This is a genomic window from Streptomyces sp. NPDC056231, assembly GCF_048270745.1.
In the GTDB taxonomy this organism is placed as follows: Bacteria; Actinomycetota; Actinomycetes; order Streptomycetales; family Streptomycetaceae; genus Streptomyces.
This window is the reverse complement of sequence record NZ_JBLVKW010000018.1, coordinates 1-14902: the sequence shown is the minus strand read 5'-3', so window position 1 is coordinate 14902 and position 14902 is coordinate 1. Positions and strand designations below refer to the sequence as shown.

Here is a 14902-nt window from a genome sequence, read left to right as displayed (position 1 = left end):
GTGGTACGGCACGAGGCTGCCTCGACGGCCTGAAACGGAGCGACCGATCAACTCCTCTGGAAGACGGGGTTCTTCCGTCTGATCCGACCCCCATAATGAAGGGATACATCGGATGTCTTGTGCCGGGGTCTGATCCCGTCCGAATCCAGGAGGACCGTCATGGCTGTCACCGACGAGGCGATCGAGAAGATCAAGGGAATGATCGTCTCGGGTGCGCTGCGGCCAGGCGACCGGCTGCCCAAGGAGAGCGAACTCGCGGCGGAGCTCGGGCTCTCCCGCAACTCGCTGCGGGAGGCCGTCCGCGCCCTGTCGCTGATCCGCATCCTCGACGTCCGGCAGGGCGACGGCACGTACGTCACCAGCCTCGACCCGCAGCTGCTGCTGGAGGCGCTGAGTTTCGTCGTGGACTTCCACCGTGACGACACGGTGCTGGAATTCCTGGCGGTCCGCCGGATCCTGGAGCCCGCAGCGACGGCGATGGCGGCTACGCGGATCAGCGAGGCCCAGCTGGATGTGCTGAGCTCCCAGCTGGACGCGCTGGGCGCGCAGCCGTCGGTGGAGGAGCTGGTCGCCTGCGACCTGGAGTTCCACCGCGGCATTGTGCAGTCGTCCGGTAATTCGGTGCTCTGCTCGCTGCTCGACGGTCTCTCCGGGCCGACGACACGGGCCCGTGTCTGGCGCGGACTGACACAGGAGGACGCGGTCAGCCGGACGCTGCACGAGCACCGCGCGATCGTGTCGGCGCTGCGGGACCGGGACGCGGAGGCTGCGCGGGCCTGGGCAACGGTTCATGTGGCGAGCGTGGAGCAGTGGCTGAGGTCGACGCTGTGACATGCGTACGGGCCGGTGCGCGGAGGGTTCCGCGCACCGGCCCGTACGAGCTCCGGTTCAGTCCTGCTTCTCGCCGCTCGCGAAGCGCGAGATGACCAGGGCGACGATGATGATCGCGCCGTTGAGGAACTGGTTCCACAGCGCCGGGACGCCGCCGAGGGTCATCACATTGACCACCAGCTGCAGGGTCAGTACGCCGGTCAGCGCACCGAACAGCGTGCCACGACCGCCCTTGAGGCTGATGCCGCCGATGACCGCTGCGGCGAACACCTGGAAGATCCAGCCGTTGCCCTGGGTCGCGGCGACCGCCCCGTAGTGGCCGGTGTAGAGGATGCCCGCGAAGGCCGCCAGCAGACCGCCGATGGCGAGCACGATCCAGGTGACCCGGTCGACCCGGATGCCTGCAGCCCGGGCCGCTTCCGGGTTGCCCCCGATCGCGTACAGCGAACGCCCATGGCGCAGCCAGGCCAGCGCCGAGCCGCCGATCGCGAAGAGCACCAGGCAGATCCAGACCGCGGCCGGTACGCCGAGCCACTCGCTCTTGCCGAGGTAGCGGAACGACTCCGGGACGTCGGTGATGGACTTGCCCTCGGTGATGCCGATGTGGAGTCCGCGCAGCATGGTGAGCATGCCGAGCGTGGCGATGAAGCCGTTGACCCGCAGCTTCAGCATCAGGAAGCCGTTGATCGCACCGATCGCGAGCCCCACCAGCAGGCAGAGGGGGATCGCCGACCAGGTGGGCAGCAGGCCGAGGCCGGCGAAGCGGCCGCCTTCGGTGGGCAGCACCAGCCACATGGCGACGACGGGCGCGATGCCGATCGTCGACTCCAGCGACAGGTCCATCCGTCCGCAGATGAGGATCAGGGCCTGGCCGAGGACCAGCAGGCTGAGTTCGGAGGACTGCTGGACTACGCTGATCAGGTTGTCGGAGGTGAGGAAGACCGGCGAGACGATGAAGCCGATCACCATCAGCACCAGGATCACCGGCACCAGCGAGAAGTCGCTCCACCGGATCAACTTGAGCCGGCGCAGCGGGCTGTCGTCGCCGAACCCGCCCCTGAGTCCCCCGTTGATGTCGTCGGCCGTCGACGGCCGTATCGTGCCGGTCATTCCCTTTCCCCCACACCTTCCATGGCGGCGACGAGTTCCCCGTCGGTCCACCCGCTTCCGAACGTTGCGACCACGCGCCCATGGAACAGGGCGAGCACCCGGTCGCAGACCCGCAGATCGTCCAGCTCGTCCGAGACGACGACTGCGGCATTGCCCTCGTCGGCGACCCGCCGGACGACTCCGAGCAGCGAGTCCTTGGACTTGACGTCCACACCCGCGGTGGGCCGGACCGCGACGAGCACGCTCGGCTTGCGGGCGAGTGCGCGGGCGACCACGACCTTCTGCTGGTTGCCGCCCGACAGCCCGGCCACGGGCTGTTCGGGTCCCTGTGTCTTGATGTCCAGCGACTCGATCATCGTCCGTGCGAACTCCCTGGTGCGGGAGGGCAGTACGGTCCCCCACGGGCCGAGCTGGTCGGTGACCGTGAGGGTGGCGTTCTCGGCGACGCTGCGTCCCAGGACGAGGCCCTGGTCGTGCCGGTCCTCGGGGATGTATCCGATCCCGGCGTCCAGCGCGTGCGGCACGCTGCCGGACGGCACCGTCCTCCCGTGCACGGAGACCGTGCCGCCGCCGGCCTTCCGCATCCCGGCGAGTGCCTCACCGAGTGCGGTGTTGCCGCTGGCCGCGGATCCGGCGAGACCGAGCACCTCGCCGGGGCGGACCTGGAGGTCCAGCGGCTCGAACTGACCCTCCAGGGAGAGTCCTTCGGCGCGCAGGACGGGCTCCGCCGACGCGTCACGTACCGCTGCCCTGTCACCGCCCGCGTGCCAGGCGGCGGGTCCGCTGCCCTTCTCGCCCGTCATCGCCGTGACCAGTTCGGTCTTGGTGAGGTCGGCGACCGGGGCGGTCAGGACGTGGCGGGCGTCACGGTAGACGGTGACCGCGGTGCACAGGTCGTACACCTCCTGCAGATGGTGGGAGATGAACAGGAACGCCACTCCCTGGCTCTGCAGCTCCCTGAGCTTGTCGAAAAGCCGCCCGATGCCGCGGGCGTCGAGCTGGGCGGTCGGTTCGTCGAGGATGATCAGCCGGGCGCCGAAGGACAGCGCCCGGGCGATCTCGACGAACTGCCGCTGCTCCACCGCCAGATCCCTGGCCCGGGTGTTGGGGTCGACCTGGACCCCGTACTCGGCGAGGAGCTGCTCCGCACGCCTGCGGAGCCTCCCCCAGCTGATCCACCGCGACTCGTCGTCCAGCCGGCCGAGGAAGAGGTTCTCGGCGACGGTCAGATCGGGGACGACCATGGACTTCTGGTAGACGCACGCGACCTTCGACTGCCAGGCCGTGGTGTCCCCGAAGGCGGGCGCCGGCGCCCCGCCGAAGCGGACCGTGCCCGCGTCCGCCTTGTGCAGCCCCGTCAGGACGCTGACCAGCGTGGACTTGCCCGCGCCGTTACGGCCGACGAGGGCATGGGACTCCCCGGGCCGCACCGTGAGCTGCACACCGTCGAGCGCCACGGTGGGCCCGAAGCGTTTGACGACGCCTTCCGCCTCTACGGCAGGTGGTGCCTTTTCCATCAGACCCCTTCTCAGCGAAGCGCTGTAGTAATGTCGGTGCCCCGCCCTCGGGCGGCGGTCAGGGCTTGGCCGCGTCTCGGCTCTTCGTTGCCGAGAGGGAAGCCCTCTCGGCAACGAGAGGGAGGAGTCACGGCTAGCTCTTCTTCTCTAGCTGATTGGCCCACAGTTTCGGGTCGTCGACGTTGTCCTTGGTCACCAGGGGCGCGGGAAGCTGGTCCTCGAAACCATTGGGAATCTTGATGATGTTCGAGTCGTGGTCGGTCGGGCCTTCCTTGAAGGTCTTGCCGTCCAGGGCCGCCTTGGCGTAGTACAGCGCGTACTTCGCGTACAGGTCGGCGGGCTGCGAGATCGTCGCGTCGATCTTGCCCGCCCTGATGGCGTCGAACTCCTCCGGGATGCCGTCGTTGGAGATGATCGTGATGTGGCCCGCCGTACCGGCCGGCTTCAGCAGCTTCTTCTGCTCCAGCAGCGCGAGGGTCGGCTGCAGGAAGACACCGCCGGCCTGCATGTAGATGCCGTTGATGTCGGGGTTCGCGGCGAGCGTGGACTGGAGCTTGGCGGACGCGACATCGCCCTTCCAGTCGGTGGCCAGCTCGAAGACCTTGATGCCCGGGTAGTCCTTGTCCATGCAGGCCTTGAACGCCTCGGACCGGTCGCGGCCGTTGATCGAGGACAGGTCGCCCTGGAACTCGACGACCTTGCCCTTGCCCTTCAGCTGCTCGCCGAGGTACTTGCAGGCGTTGGTTCCGTACGCCTTGTTGTCGGCGCGGACGACCATGTAGACGTTGCCCTTGTCGGGGCGGGTGTCGACGCTGATGACCGGGATCTTCTTGTCGTTCAGCGAGTTCAGCGACTCGGCGATGGCGCCGGTGTCCTGCGGGGCCATCACGACGGCCTTGGCGCCCTGGTCGGTGAACGTCTGGACATTGGCGACGAGCTTGCCGATGTCGTTCTGCGAGTTGGTCAGGGGCAGTGCCTTGACCTCACCCGCCTTGACGCCCTTCTCGACGTAGTTCTGGTACGAGTTCCAGAAGTCGCTGTCGCTGCGCGGCAGGTCGATACCGACCTTTCCGGCGCTCGCGCTGCCATCGGTGGACTCACGGTTGCAGCCCGCGAGGGCAGTGACGGCCAGCAGCACGGCGCAGGCTGCCGCACTCGTCGTACGCACTCTCATTGATGTCCCGTCCTTCGTGGAGTACTGGCTGGGTGCTCGGTTGGGTGGTGCGGCTCGGGTTCGGTGGGGTGGATCAGTTGCCGGCGGGCCGCAGGCGCAGGCCCTGCATTCCGCCGTCGACCGCGAGCGCCGTGCCCGTGACGGAGGCGGCGGCGGGGCTGGCGAGGTAGACGATCGCGGCGGCGACCTCGTCGGCCGACACGAGTCGTCCCAGCGGCTGGCGGGCGTTCAGTGCGGCGCGTTCGGCGGCCGGGTCGTCGGCCTGGTCGAGGAGCCGGCCGATCCACGGGGTGTCGGCGGTGCCGGGGTTGACGCAGTTGACGCGGACGCCTTGGCGGACGTGATCGGCGGCCATGGCGAGGGTCAGCGAGAGCACCGCGCCCTTGCTGGCGCTGTACAGGGCGCGCTGCGGCAGTCCGGCGGTCGCCGCGATGGAACAGGTGTGGGTGATCGAGACGGCGCCGGGCCGGTCGGCCGCCGCACGCCGCAGATGGGGCAGGGCGTGCCGGGCGGTGCGGACCATGCCGAGGACATTGATGTCCAGGACCCGGGTCCACTCCTCGTCGGCGTTGTCCTCGACGGTACCGATCGAGCCGATGCCCGCGTTGGACACGACGGTGTGCAGCGAGCCCAGTTCGGCGGCTGCCCGGTCGACCGCCTCGCGCACGGCGTCGTCGTCGGTGACGTCCGCCTTCACAGCGAGGGTGCCCTCGGGGGCGCCCGCGGTCTCCCGGTCGAGCACGGCCACGCGCGCGCCGCGTGCCAGCAGCAGCGTCGCGACGGCGGCCCCGATACCGGAGGCACCGCCCGTCACCAGGGCGGACATCCCCTCGAAGTCGCGTGCGGCGGTCATCAGTTGGCCTCCTCGGGCGTGCGGCGGGCTTGCCATACGGGGCCCTCCGGGTAACGGTGTGCGGCGATCGAGTCGGGGAGTATCCGGGCGGAGAAGCCCGGGGAGCTCGGGGCGACGTAACGGCCCCCTTCGATCACGGTGGGGTCGACGAAGTGTTCGTGGAGGTGGTCGACGTACTCGATCACGCGGTTCTCCCAGCTGCCGGAGACCGCCACATAGTCGAACATCGAGAGATGCTGCACCAGTTCGCACAGTCCGACGCCGCCCGCATGCGGGCAGACCGGTACGCCGAACTTGGCGGCGAGCAGCAGGATCGCCAGGTTCTCGTTGACGCCCGCGACGCGCGCCGCGTCGATCTGGACGAAGTCGACGGCGCCGGCCTGGAGCAGCTGCTTGAACACGACGCGGTTGGCGACGTGTTCACCGGTGGCGACCTTGACCGGCTGCCCGGCCCGGACTGCGGCGTGCCCGAGGATGTCGTCGGGGCTGGTCGGCTCCTCGATCCAGTGCGGGTCGAACGGCGCCAGGGCGGTCATCCACTCCACCGCGTCGGCGACGTCCCACCGCTGGTTGGCGTCGACGGCGATCCTGATGTCCGGTCCGACGGCCTCGCGGGCCAGGGAGAGCCGGCGGACGTCGTCGCCGAGGTCTCCGCCGACCTTCAGCTTGATCTGGGTGAAGCCGTCCGCGACGGCCTCCTTCGCCAGTCGGACCAGTTTGTCGTCGGCGTAGCCGAGCCAGCCGGGCGACGTGGTGTAGGCGGGGTAGCCCTCGGCACGCAGCCGTTCGGCTCGCGCGGCGCGGCCCGGTTCGGCCTTCCGGAGGATCTCGAGGGCCTCGTCCGGGGTGAGGACATCGGTGAGATAGCGGAAATCGACGAGGGAGACGAGCTCCTCCGGAGTCATTTCGGCGAGGAACTGCCAGACGGGTCTGCCCGCCTGCTTCGCGGCCAGGTCCCAGGCGGCGTTGACGACCGCCCCCGCCGCCATGTGCATCACGCCCTTCTCCGGGCCGAGCCAGCGCAGTTGCGAGTCATGGGTGAGCTCGCGGTACAGCGCGCCGAGATCGGCGGCGGTAAGGGGGGCCTTGCGGCCGACCACGTACGGGCGCAGCGCGTCGATCGCGGCCGCCATCACTTCGTTGCCGCGCCCGATGGTGAAGCAGAAGCCGTGACCCTCGATACCGGCTCCGCCGTCGTCCGAGCCGTCCGGGGCATCCGTACGCAGTACGACATAGGCGGCGGAGTAGTCGGGATCGGGGTTCATGGCGTCCGAGCCGTCCAGTTGCTCCGAGGTCGGGAAACGGATGTCGTGGACCTCGAAGTCCGTGACGGTCTGACTCATGTGCGCCCCCAGGGGAATAACATCGGACCTCTGTTCTGGTCATCCGATGTATAGCGCCATGAAGGCGCCAACGTCCAGAGTTGAGCCGAAATTGACCGGACACAGCTCGGATGAATCCGAAGGCCAGCGCCCTGGTCGGGCCGGTGATGAACCCCTGGGGCCAGGTTCACCCGGCCATGGACAGGGGCTGCGGCAATGGCGCCCCGACGCCGTAAGGTTGGTTCGTACGCAAGGGAACTTCGGAAGGAGGCCTGGGTGATCGAGCTCGCGGGGGTTCCCGAGCTGATCGACCCGGTCATGGTGGCCGCGTTCGAGGGGTGGAACGACGCAGGTGACGCCGCCTCCACAGCGGTCGCGCACCTGGACCGGGAGTGGAAGGGAGAGGTGTTCGCGGCGCTCGACGCCGAGGACTACTACGACTTCCAGGTCAACCGGCCGACGGTCTGGCTGGACGGCGGGGTACGCAAGATCACCTGGCCCACCACGCGGCTCTCCGTGGTCCGTATCGGTGGGGACAAGCCCCGCGATCTCGTCCTGGTCCGCGGTATCGAGCCGTCGATGCGCTGGCGCTCGTTCTGCAACGAGATCCTGGGCTTCGCCCATGAGCTGGGCGTCGAGATGGTGGTGGTGCTGGGCGCGCTGCTCGGCGACACCCCGCACACCCGCCCGGTGCCGGTCAGCGGAATCACCTCCGACCCGGATCTGGCACGGACCATGGATCTGGAGGAGACCCGGTACGAGGGACCGACGGGCATCGTCGGCATCCTTCAGGAGGCGTGCACGCATGCGGGCGTGCCCGCGGTGAGCCTCTGGGCGGCCGTGCCGCACTACGTGTCGCAGCCGCCCAACCCGAAGGCCACCATGGCTCTGCTGAACCGCCTGGAGGACCTGCTCGGACTGCGCATCCCGCTGGGCGAACTGCCCGAGGACGCGCGGGCCTGGCAGCTCGGGGTCGATCAACTGGCCGCCGAGGACAGCGAGGTGGCGGAGTACGTGCAGACGCTGGAGGAGGCCCGGGACACCGCGGAGCTTCCCGAGGCGACGGGCGAAGCCATCGCCCGGGAGTTCGAGCGGTATCTGCGGCGCCGGGACATCGGCCCGGGCTCCGGACCGGGTCAGGCGCCGGGCGGGCATGCGACGGAGGGCGGCGACGCCTCGTATCTGCGCGACACGTCGAGCGGCCGCACCAGGCCGCCGAAGCCGCCGCGGCCGGAGACGGGGACACGGCCGGGAATCTCCGGTGAGCCCACTCAGGAGCAACCCTCCGACGACGACAACGACTCCGAAGATTCATCGGATGACTGACGACGGTGCGCCGGGCGGGCACTTGCCCCGCCCGGCGCACCACTGCTGAGCCGGCCGCTCAGGAGCAGCTGAAGCGCGCCGCGGCCCAGTCCCCGTGATCACCGGTCTTGGATCCGTTGGTGTCGGTGACCTTCAGATGCACGTGGCGCGCACCGGTGACGTCCACATCGACCGGCACGGTGGCCGATGCCCCGGTCACCTTCGGCGAGGTCCACAGCACCTTGCCGTCCGCCTCGACGGAGAACGCCACTTCGCCGTAGCCGTTGATCTCGTCGTCGATCCCGACGTCCGCGGTGAACGTGGTGCAGTGTCCGCCGAGGTAGACCTCGATGTCGGAATCTGCGTGGGTGCCGATCCCCTTCGCGTAGGTCTTCCCGGCGAGGGTGAGGGTGTGTCCGTCGGTCGCGCCCGACTCGCCGTTGCTGCGGTCGCGTTCGGCCGGACCGTAGCCGTTGGTCGACTTCAGCCACACCATGTCGCTCGCCCAGGTGTCGGCGGTCGGCGGCTCGGGCATCACCGCGGCCGCGAACCGCTGGACGGTGGTACGGGATTCACCCGCCGCCCGGTAACGGGCGAGCGCGGTGATCCGGGCCTCGCCCGTGGCGCCCTTCGCCGGGGTGACCGCCACCTCGACCCGCCGGGTGGTGCCCGCCGGGATCCGGTCCACGGTGTTCGCCGGGGTGACCTGCCAGCCCTCGGGGACGTCCAGGCTGACCGCGGCGTCCGTCACATCGGCGCTGCCCGCGGTGACATCGACGCCCACGGTGCCCGCGACGCCCGCCCCGAGCTCCTGCCCGTCCGGCGCGGTGACGACGACCGTGGCGGCCGCCTTCTTCCCGCCGACAGCGCTGGTGTCCTCCAGCTTCACACTGAACTTCTTGCCGGTGGAGAGCGGCGCGGTCTTGATCTTCACGACTCCGCCGCGGTCGTCCCGGTCGTACCACCAGCCCTGCTTCGCGGTCTTGTACGCGGCCGCGGAACCCAGCCGGGGCAGCTTGTCGTCGAGCTTCACCGCGCTCGGCGCGGACCCGGTGTGCACGCTGAACTCGTACGGCCGCCTGCTCTGCTTTCCGGTGAAGTCCCCCTTGCTCGCACCGATGTTCACGGTGATGTCGCCCGCGCCCCGGACGGGTGCGTCGACATCCGCCCGCTGGGTGGCGTACCTGCCGTCGCGGTGCTGCCGGGTGACACCGTCGTCCTCGTACAGCGTGAAGGAGGACGCCCCCTGCGGGTAGATGTCCCAGGCGAGCGAGGAGTCGGCGGTCCGGTCCTGGTACGAGCGGATGCCCGGCCACATCGGCACACTGGCTCCGGCCTTCACGAAGAGCGGAAGGGTGTCGAGCGGGGCGCTGTAGTTGTCGACGGTGGTGGGCCCCTGGTAGGTGCGGCCGCTCCAGTAGTCGATCCAGGTGCCCTTCGGCAGATAGATCCCGTCGCGGTGGGTGCTGTCCCGGTAGACGGGGGCGACCAGGAAGTCCTCGCCGGACATGAACTCGTACTTCGCCGCGTCCGTCGCGGCCTTCGGGTCGTCCGGGTATTCGAGGACGAGCGGGCGGACCATGCCGACGCCGGTCTTGGTCGCCTCGTGCGCGTACGAGTACTGGTACGGCAGCAGCGACTCCTTGAGCTTGAGGTAGTCGCGGTTGATGGAGGTGTAGGGCTCGCCGTAACGGAAGGGCTGCTTGTCGCTGGCCGCCCAGCCGTCCATCGTCATCGTGGTGCCCAGGAACATCTTCCACTGGAGATCACGGGTGTACGTCTTGGCGCTGCCGCCGAAGATGCCGTCGACGTCGCCCGTCGTGTAGGCGAGTCCGGACATCGTGGCACCCGCGTAGGTCGGGATCTGCCAGCGGATGTAGTCCCAGGTGCCGGACTGGTCACCGGACCACTGGACGCCGCAGCGCTGCGCGCCCGCCCAGCTCTCGGGGGCGTAGGTGAAGCCGCGGGCGTCGCTGTTGTCCTCGATGCCCTTGTACGCGTCCTTGCAGCCGTCGAGTGCGAATTTGTACCCGGAGCCGATCCAGGCGACATCGAGCTTGGCGACCCGCTGGCCCGCCTTGACCTGTTCGGCGATCTTGTCGATGCCGTCCTGGGTCCACAGGCCGAGCTGCATGCCTCGGTCCTGGAGGCCCTTGGCGGTCTCGGCGAGGTCCTCGTGACCGCAGCCGTAGCCGTCGTTGACGAGCATCCAGCCGTTGGGCATGTCGTGTTCGACGTAACCGTCGGCGACCTTCAGGGCGTCCAGGGTGTGGCGCTCGCCGCGGTTGGCATTGTGCAGGTAGCAGTCGGCGTCGCCGATCTCCATCCCGTACACGGGCGGCAGGAAGGGCTTGCCGGTGAGCTTCGTGTACTGCCCGATGACGTCCTTGGCGTCGCCGGCGAAGTAGTAGGCGTCGAAGCGCTGTTCCTTCGCGCTGGTGGTCACCGGGTCGGTGAACGCGTAGGTGTTGGGCGCGTAGGTGTTGCGGAAGACCCCGTACCCGGCGGAGGAGAGGTAGAACGGCACAGAGTTGGGGTGACCGCCGTCGTTCCAGTTGTAGTCGACGCCGACCTCGACGGTCTTGTCGCGGTGCGAGGTGTTACCGCGCCCGTTCTGCATGCCGGCGCCGTAGAACTGCTCGTCGGCGCCGCGGGCCAGCGTCTGGGTGGTGCGATTCCCGTCCCAGCTCAGCCCCTTGGCCTCGGACCAGACGAGGCTGCCGTCGGCCCGGTGGAGTTCGAAGCGCAGCGGCGACTTGTAGGCGCGCAGCGTGACGCTGTCGGTGGACAGCTCGTACCGGTCGCTCTTCTCGTTCCACCGGGTGTGCGGCGGGGCGCCCTGCGGCAGGACGATGTCGTCGCCGGTCGGGTCGGAGAACCTGCCGTCCGGGGCGAGTTCGATACGGAAGGTCTCGTCGGTGACGAAGCTGACCCTGGCCTCGGCGGAGCCGGCTCTGAGGTGGTAGACGGACCCGTCGGCGGAGAAACCGCTCAGATCACCGACCGTCGTGGCCTCAGGCGCTGCGGGTTCGGCCTGTGCGCTGCCGGGTCCCGCAAACACGGTGGCCAGTCCCAGCAGAGCTGCAACTGCCACCATTCTGATGCGCGTTGATGATTGCATAGAGTGCTTTTAGCGCAACCGCGAGCATTTGACCATGGACAAAACGGCGCCGGCCCCGAACTTCGTAGAGAAGTCCGAGGCCGGCCAACAGGCGGAGAAAGACGGGTTGTTACAGCGCGACACCGAGCAGCGCGTCGACGGTGCGCGAGACGAGGCCCGGTGCACCCTCGTCCGTACCGCCCTCGGCGTTCTGGCGCTCGACCCAGCGGTCCACGGCGGCCAGGGCGGCCGGTGCGTCCAGGTCGTCGGCAAGGGCCTCACGGACCTCTTCGACGAGGGCGTCGGCGGACAGTCCGTCGGGCCGCGAGACGGCGGAACGCCACCGCGCGAGCCGCTCGACGGCGTCGGCGAGCACCTGGTCGGTCCACTCCCAGTCCGACCGGTAGTGGTGCGAGAGCAGCGCCAGCCTGATCGCGGCCGGATCCACGCCGTCGCGGCGCAGCGTCGACACGAAGACCAGGTTGCCCCGGGACTTGGACATCTTCTCGCCGTCCAGAGCGACCATGCCGGCGTGCACGTACGCCTGGGCGAACGGGTGCTCACCGGTCAGCACCTGGGCATGCGAGGCGCCCATCTCGTGGTGCGGGAAGGCGAGGTCGGACCCGCCTCCCTGGACGTCGAAGCCCATGCCGAGGTGGTCCAGGGCGATGGCCACGCACTCGATGTGCCAGCCGGGCCGGCCGGCACCGAGTGAGGCACCGTCCCAGCTCGGCTCACCCTCGCGGGCGGCCATCCAGAGCATCGGGTCGAGCGGGTTCTTCTTCCCCGGGCGCTCCGGGTCGCCCCCGCGCTCTGCGGAGAGCAGCCGCATCGCCTCGGCGTCCAGGTTGGACACCTCGCCGAAGTGCGGGTCGGTCTCGACGGAGAAATACACGTCTCCGTCGAGCTCGTAGGCGGCACCGGCGTCCCGGAGCCGTTCGACGAGCGGGACGATGCCGGGTATCGCCTCCACCGCGCCGATGTAGTGCTTCGGCGGAAGCATGCGCAGGGCGGTCATGTCCTCGCGGAAGAGTGCCGTCTCGCGCTCGGCGAGCTCGGTCCAGTCCTGACCGTCGCGCACGGCCCGCTCCAGCAGCGGATCGTCCACGTCGGTCACATTCTGGACGTAGTGAACCTGCCGCTTGGTGTCGAGCCACACGCGCTGAACGAGGTCGAACGCGTTGTAGGTCGCCGCATGACCCATGTGGGTCGCGTCGTACGGCGTGATGCCGCAGACGTAGATGCGGGCGACGGGACCGGGGTCAAGAGTGATCCGTCCGCCGGTCGCGGTGTCGTGGATCCGAAGGTCGCGGCCCTTGCCAGGCAGGGCGGGGACCTCAGAAGCGGGCCAGGCATGCATGCAATGAGCGTAACCGGACGTTGCTTCCGGATACGAACCGGATACGGGATCCTGGCCGGAGAGACGGTCTTGCGCCTCCCGCTCCCCCGCCCCGCCGCTTCCCGGAACCATGGCTCCGCCCCGGCTGCGGCCTCCGCCGCCGGACGGCCCGTGCGAGGCCCACAGGCCGCCTCGGACGGCACAACGGCCCCCCGGCCGTCACACCGGTGGCCAGGGAATCGCGGGCCACCCGCCACTCGGCCCCGGGTGCCGCCCCGTCACCCGCAGCGCCTCCACCCGCTCCCGCAGCGCATCGATCTCCGCCGCAGTGATCAGCGCCGTCAGTCGGGTGACCAGCGCCGTCCCCGGCGCCAGCTCTTCCGCCAGCCGGTCCAGCACATCGACAGCCTCGGCCGTCAGCGGTTCCCCCGCCCACCCCCAGAGCAGCGTCCGCAGCTTGTCGTCCGCATTGAACGTCACTCCGTGGTCGATGCCGTACAGTCGGCCGTCCGGCGCCGGCAGCAGGTGCCCGCCCTTCCGGTCGGCGTTGTTGATCACCGCATCGAGGACTGCCAGCCGCCGCAGCCGCGGATCGTCCGCGTGCACCAGCAGAGCCGTCCTCCCCTCGCCCACCTCGGCCTCGGCGACGGCCTTCCACCCGTCCCCCGGCTCCTCGTCCTCGACGAGCGCCAGCAGCGGAGGCTCACCGTCCGCGGATGCCTCCGAGGGCGCCTCGATCCAGAGCTGGCACATGCCCTCCCCGTACGGCCCGTCCCGCAGCACGGTCGGCGGCACCAGCCCCCATCCCGTCACCTCGGAGATCTCGTACGCGGCGACCTCGCGCCCGGCGAGCGTGCCGTCGGGGAAGTCCCACAGCGGCTGTTCCCCGGCGACGGGCTTGTACACGCAGGTGCGCTCCTCGCCCTCGTACGCGACCGTGCAGTAGAGCACCGCATTGGACGCGTCACGGATCTGACCGCGGACGGTGAGCTGCCCCTCAGTGAGCAGGGTGATCAGCCGGGTGTCCGTCAGGCTCCCCGTCGGTATCCGTTCTGGCGCGGGCATACGTGTCCTTCCGGGTCGAGCGGCAGGCTGCACAGCGGGCACGGCGGACGGCCGGCGTTCACGACGTCCAGGGCGCGCTTGGCGAACGCCCGCGCCTGCGCGCCGCTGAGCCGGACCCGAAGCATCGGCGGACCGTTCTCCTCGTCCTGCAGCATCCGTTCCTCGGCCTCCGCGAGATCGTCGTCGGAGTCCGCGTCCAGCTCGACCAGGGCCTGCGCCTCGACGATCATGCGCTGCTCCTCGCCGTCCCAGGCGAGAGCCATCGTCCCGACCCGGAACTCCTCCTCGACGGGCACGTCGAGCGGAGCGGTGTCGGTGACGTCCATCGGGGCCACTGCGGGCACCGGCGAGTTCCCGCCGGTCCTCCGCACGACCTCGTCGAGCAGTTCGTCGATCCGCTCGGCAAGTGCGGCGACCTGGGTCTTCTCCAGGGCCACGCTGGTGACACGTCCGCCTGAGGAAGCCTGCAGGAAGAACGTACGGCGTCCAGGCAGCCCGACCGTACCGGCCACGAAACGGTCCGGGGGGTCGTAGAGGAACACCTGACGGGACACGTCCTGTCTCCCTTGAGAATTGACGGCAAATGAAGGGGCGGCCGGGTTCCGGGAGAGTCCCGGAGGGAAGGGCGCCTACGGCGCGTCCACCCTACTGCGCGGAGCGATCACGGCGCCCCAGCGCCGCCACCGACCACCGCATCCGTACCTGCTTCCGTATCCGTGGCCGCGCCGGCGCTCTCCTCGTGCGGCTCCAGCGACGCGAAGTCCCCGGTGTCGCCGAGCCGCAGCAGGAAGGGCCGCAGCCGTGTGTAGCGGATCGCGGTGACCGAGCAGGGTTCGGCCTGGATCCGCTGGAAGAGGTCGAGATGCATCCCGAGCGCGTCGGCGACGACGGACTTGATGATGTCGCCGTGCGAGCACATCACGTACACCGCGCCGTCACCGTGCTCGGCCTCGATCCGGGTGTTCCACTCCCGCACGGCCTCGACGGCGCGCGCCTGCATCGCCCGCATCGACTCACCACCGGGAAAGGCCACGGCCGAGGGGTGCTGCTGCACGACGGACATCAGCGGCTCGTCGGTGAGTTCCGCGAGCTTGCGCCCCGACCAGTCGCCGTAGTCGCATTCGCTGATCCGCTCCTCTGTGTGCAGCGGCAGCCCCGGCCGGGCGTCGAGCAGCGGCTGCAGAGTCTCCCGGCAGCGCTGCAGCGGGCTGCTGACGGCGGCAGCGAGGGGCAGGGAGGCCAGCCGCTCGACGAGCGCGGCGGCCTGCGCGACCCCCCGCGCGGCG

12 protein-coding genes are annotated in these 14902 nt (G+C 69.6%); 2 read left to right on the top strand and 10 right to left on the bottom strand.

Annotated features, from left to right (window positions below; genetic code table 11):
* The first annotated feature begins 159 nt into the window (after nt 1–159).
* Entirely contained in the window at nt 160–831 is a 672-nt protein-coding gene (locus ACNPQM_RS16625) for a FadR/GntR family transcriptional regulator (protein ID WP_037700470.1), read from the top strand.
* Between the two features lie 57 nt (nt 832–888).
* On the opposite strand, the gene ACNPQM_RS16620 is transcribed toward ACNPQM_RS16625, so the two are convergent.
* The 5 genes from ACNPQM_RS16620 to ACNPQM_RS16600 all read right to left on the bottom strand — a co-directional run bounded on the left by ACNPQM_RS16620 (nt 889) and on the right by ACNPQM_RS16600 (nt 6828).
* Nucleotides 889–1941, bottom strand: a complete 1053-nt coding sequence (locus tag ACNPQM_RS16620; RefSeq protein ID WP_418084595.1) for an ABC transporter permease — start codon at nt 1939–1941, stop codon at nt 889–891.
* Complete coding sequence (locus ACNPQM_RS16615) at nt 1938–3458, bottom strand: sugar ABC transporter ATP-binding protein (RefSeq protein ID WP_418084594.1); 1521 nt, start codon at nt 3456–3458, stop codon at nt 1938–1940. The genes ACNPQM_RS16620 and ACNPQM_RS16615 overlap by 4 nt, the downstream gene beginning before the upstream one ends.
* A gap of 133 nt (nt 3459–3591) precedes the next feature.
* Nucleotides 3592–4632, bottom strand: a complete 1041-nt coding sequence (locus ACNPQM_RS16610) for a sugar ABC transporter substrate-binding protein (protein WP_418084593.1) — start codon at nt 4630–4632, stop codon at nt 3592–3594.
* 73 nt (nt 4633–4705) lie between these two features.
* Nucleotides 4706–5485 carry an SDR family NAD(P)-dependent oxidoreductase gene (locus tag ACNPQM_RS16605; RefSeq protein ID WP_358863157.1) on the bottom strand — a complete coding sequence of 260 codons (780 nt, stop codon included), beginning with the start codon at nt 5483–5485 and terminating at the stop codon, nt 4706–4708.
* On the bottom strand, nt 5485–6828 hold the full coding sequence (locus ACNPQM_RS16600) for an L-fuconate dehydratase (RefSeq protein WP_418084592.1): 1344 nt from the start codon (nt 6826–6828) through the stop codon (nt 5485–5487). Before ACNPQM_RS16600 ends, ACNPQM_RS16605 begins: the two co-directional genes overlap by 1 nt.
* 255 nt (nt 6829–7083) lie before the next feature.
* Here ACNPQM_RS16600 and ACNPQM_RS16595 point away from each other — a divergent pair, with 255 nt between their 5' ends.
* Nucleotides 7084–8133, top strand: coding sequence for a PAC2 family protein (locus ACNPQM_RS16595; RefSeq protein ID WP_418084591.1), 1050 nt, complete (start codon nt 7084–7086; stop codon nt 8131–8133).
* Between the two features lie 58 nt (nt 8134–8191).
* Here ACNPQM_RS16595 and ACNPQM_RS16590 read toward each other — a convergent pair whose 3' ends face one another.
* From ACNPQM_RS16590 to ACNPQM_RS16570, 5 genes are all read right to left on the bottom strand, one after another.
* Nucleotides 8192–11233 (bottom strand): NPCBM/NEW2 domain-containing protein, encoded by a 3042-nt coding sequence (locus tag ACNPQM_RS16590; RefSeq protein WP_418084590.1) that lies wholly within the window; start codon nt 11231–11233, stop codon nt 8192–8194.
* A 109-nt stretch (nt 11234–11342) separates the two neighbouring features.
* On the bottom strand, nt 11343–12572 hold the full coding sequence (mshC, locus tag ACNPQM_RS16585) for a cysteine--1-D-myo-inosityl 2-amino-2-deoxy-alpha-D-glucopyranoside ligase (protein WP_358863198.1): 1230 nt from the start codon (nt 12570–12572) through the stop codon (nt 11343–11345).
* Between the two features lie 198 nt (nt 12573–12770).
* Entirely contained in the window at nt 12771–13616 is an 846-nt protein-coding gene (locus tag ACNPQM_RS16580; protein ID WP_418084589.1) for an SCO1664 family protein, read from the bottom strand.
* Nucleotides 13580–14170, bottom strand: a complete 591-nt coding sequence (locus tag ACNPQM_RS16575) for a DUF3090 domain-containing protein (protein WP_030918365.1) — start codon at nt 14168–14170, stop codon at nt 13580–13582. Before ACNPQM_RS16575 ends, ACNPQM_RS16580 begins: the two co-directional genes overlap by 37 nt.
* Nucleotides 14171–14277: 107 nt before the next feature.
* Nucleotides 14278–14902: MSMEG_4193 family putative phosphomutase (locus tag ACNPQM_RS16570; RefSeq protein ID WP_418084588.1), on the bottom strand; the 625-nt coding region annotated here is incomplete at its 5' end.

Excerpts from the sequence above, each read along its gene's own strand:
- ACNPQM_RS16615 (WP_418084594.1), bottom strand. The coding sequence starts at position 3,458 with ATGGAAAAGGCACCACCTGCCGTAGAGGCGGAAGGCGTCGTCAAACGC.
- ACNPQM_RS16610 (WP_418084593.1), bottom strand. The coding sequence starts at position 4,632 with ATGAGAGTGCGTACGACGAGTGCGGCAGCCTGCGCCGTGCTGCTGGCC.
- ACNPQM_RS16600 (WP_418084592.1), bottom strand. The coding sequence starts at position 6,828 with ATGAGTCAGACCGTCACGGACTTCGAGGTCCACGACATCCGTTTCCCG.
- ACNPQM_RS16580 (WP_418084589.1), bottom strand. The coding sequence starts at position 13,616 with ATGCCCGCGCCAGAACGGATACCGACGGGGAGCCTGACGGACACCCGG.
- mshC (WP_358863198.1), bottom strand. The coding sequence starts at position 12,572 with ATGCATGCCTGGCCCGCTTCTGAGGTCCCCGCCCTGCCTGGCAAGGGC.
- ACNPQM_RS16625 (WP_037700470.1), top strand. The coding sequence starts at position 160 with ATGGCTGTCACCGACGAGGCGATCGAGAAGATCAAGGGAATGATCGTC.
- ACNPQM_RS16620 (WP_418084595.1), bottom strand. The coding sequence starts at position 1,941 with ATGACCGGCACGATACGGCCGTCGACGGCCGACGACATCAACGGGGGA.
- ACNPQM_RS16590 (WP_418084590.1), bottom strand. The coding sequence starts at position 11,233 with ATGCAATCATCAACGCGCATCAGAATGGTGGCAGTTGCAGCTCTGCTG.
- ACNPQM_RS16605 (WP_358863157.1), bottom strand. The coding sequence starts at position 5,485 with ATGACCGCCGCACGCGACTTCGAGGGGATGTCCGCCCTGGTGACGGGC.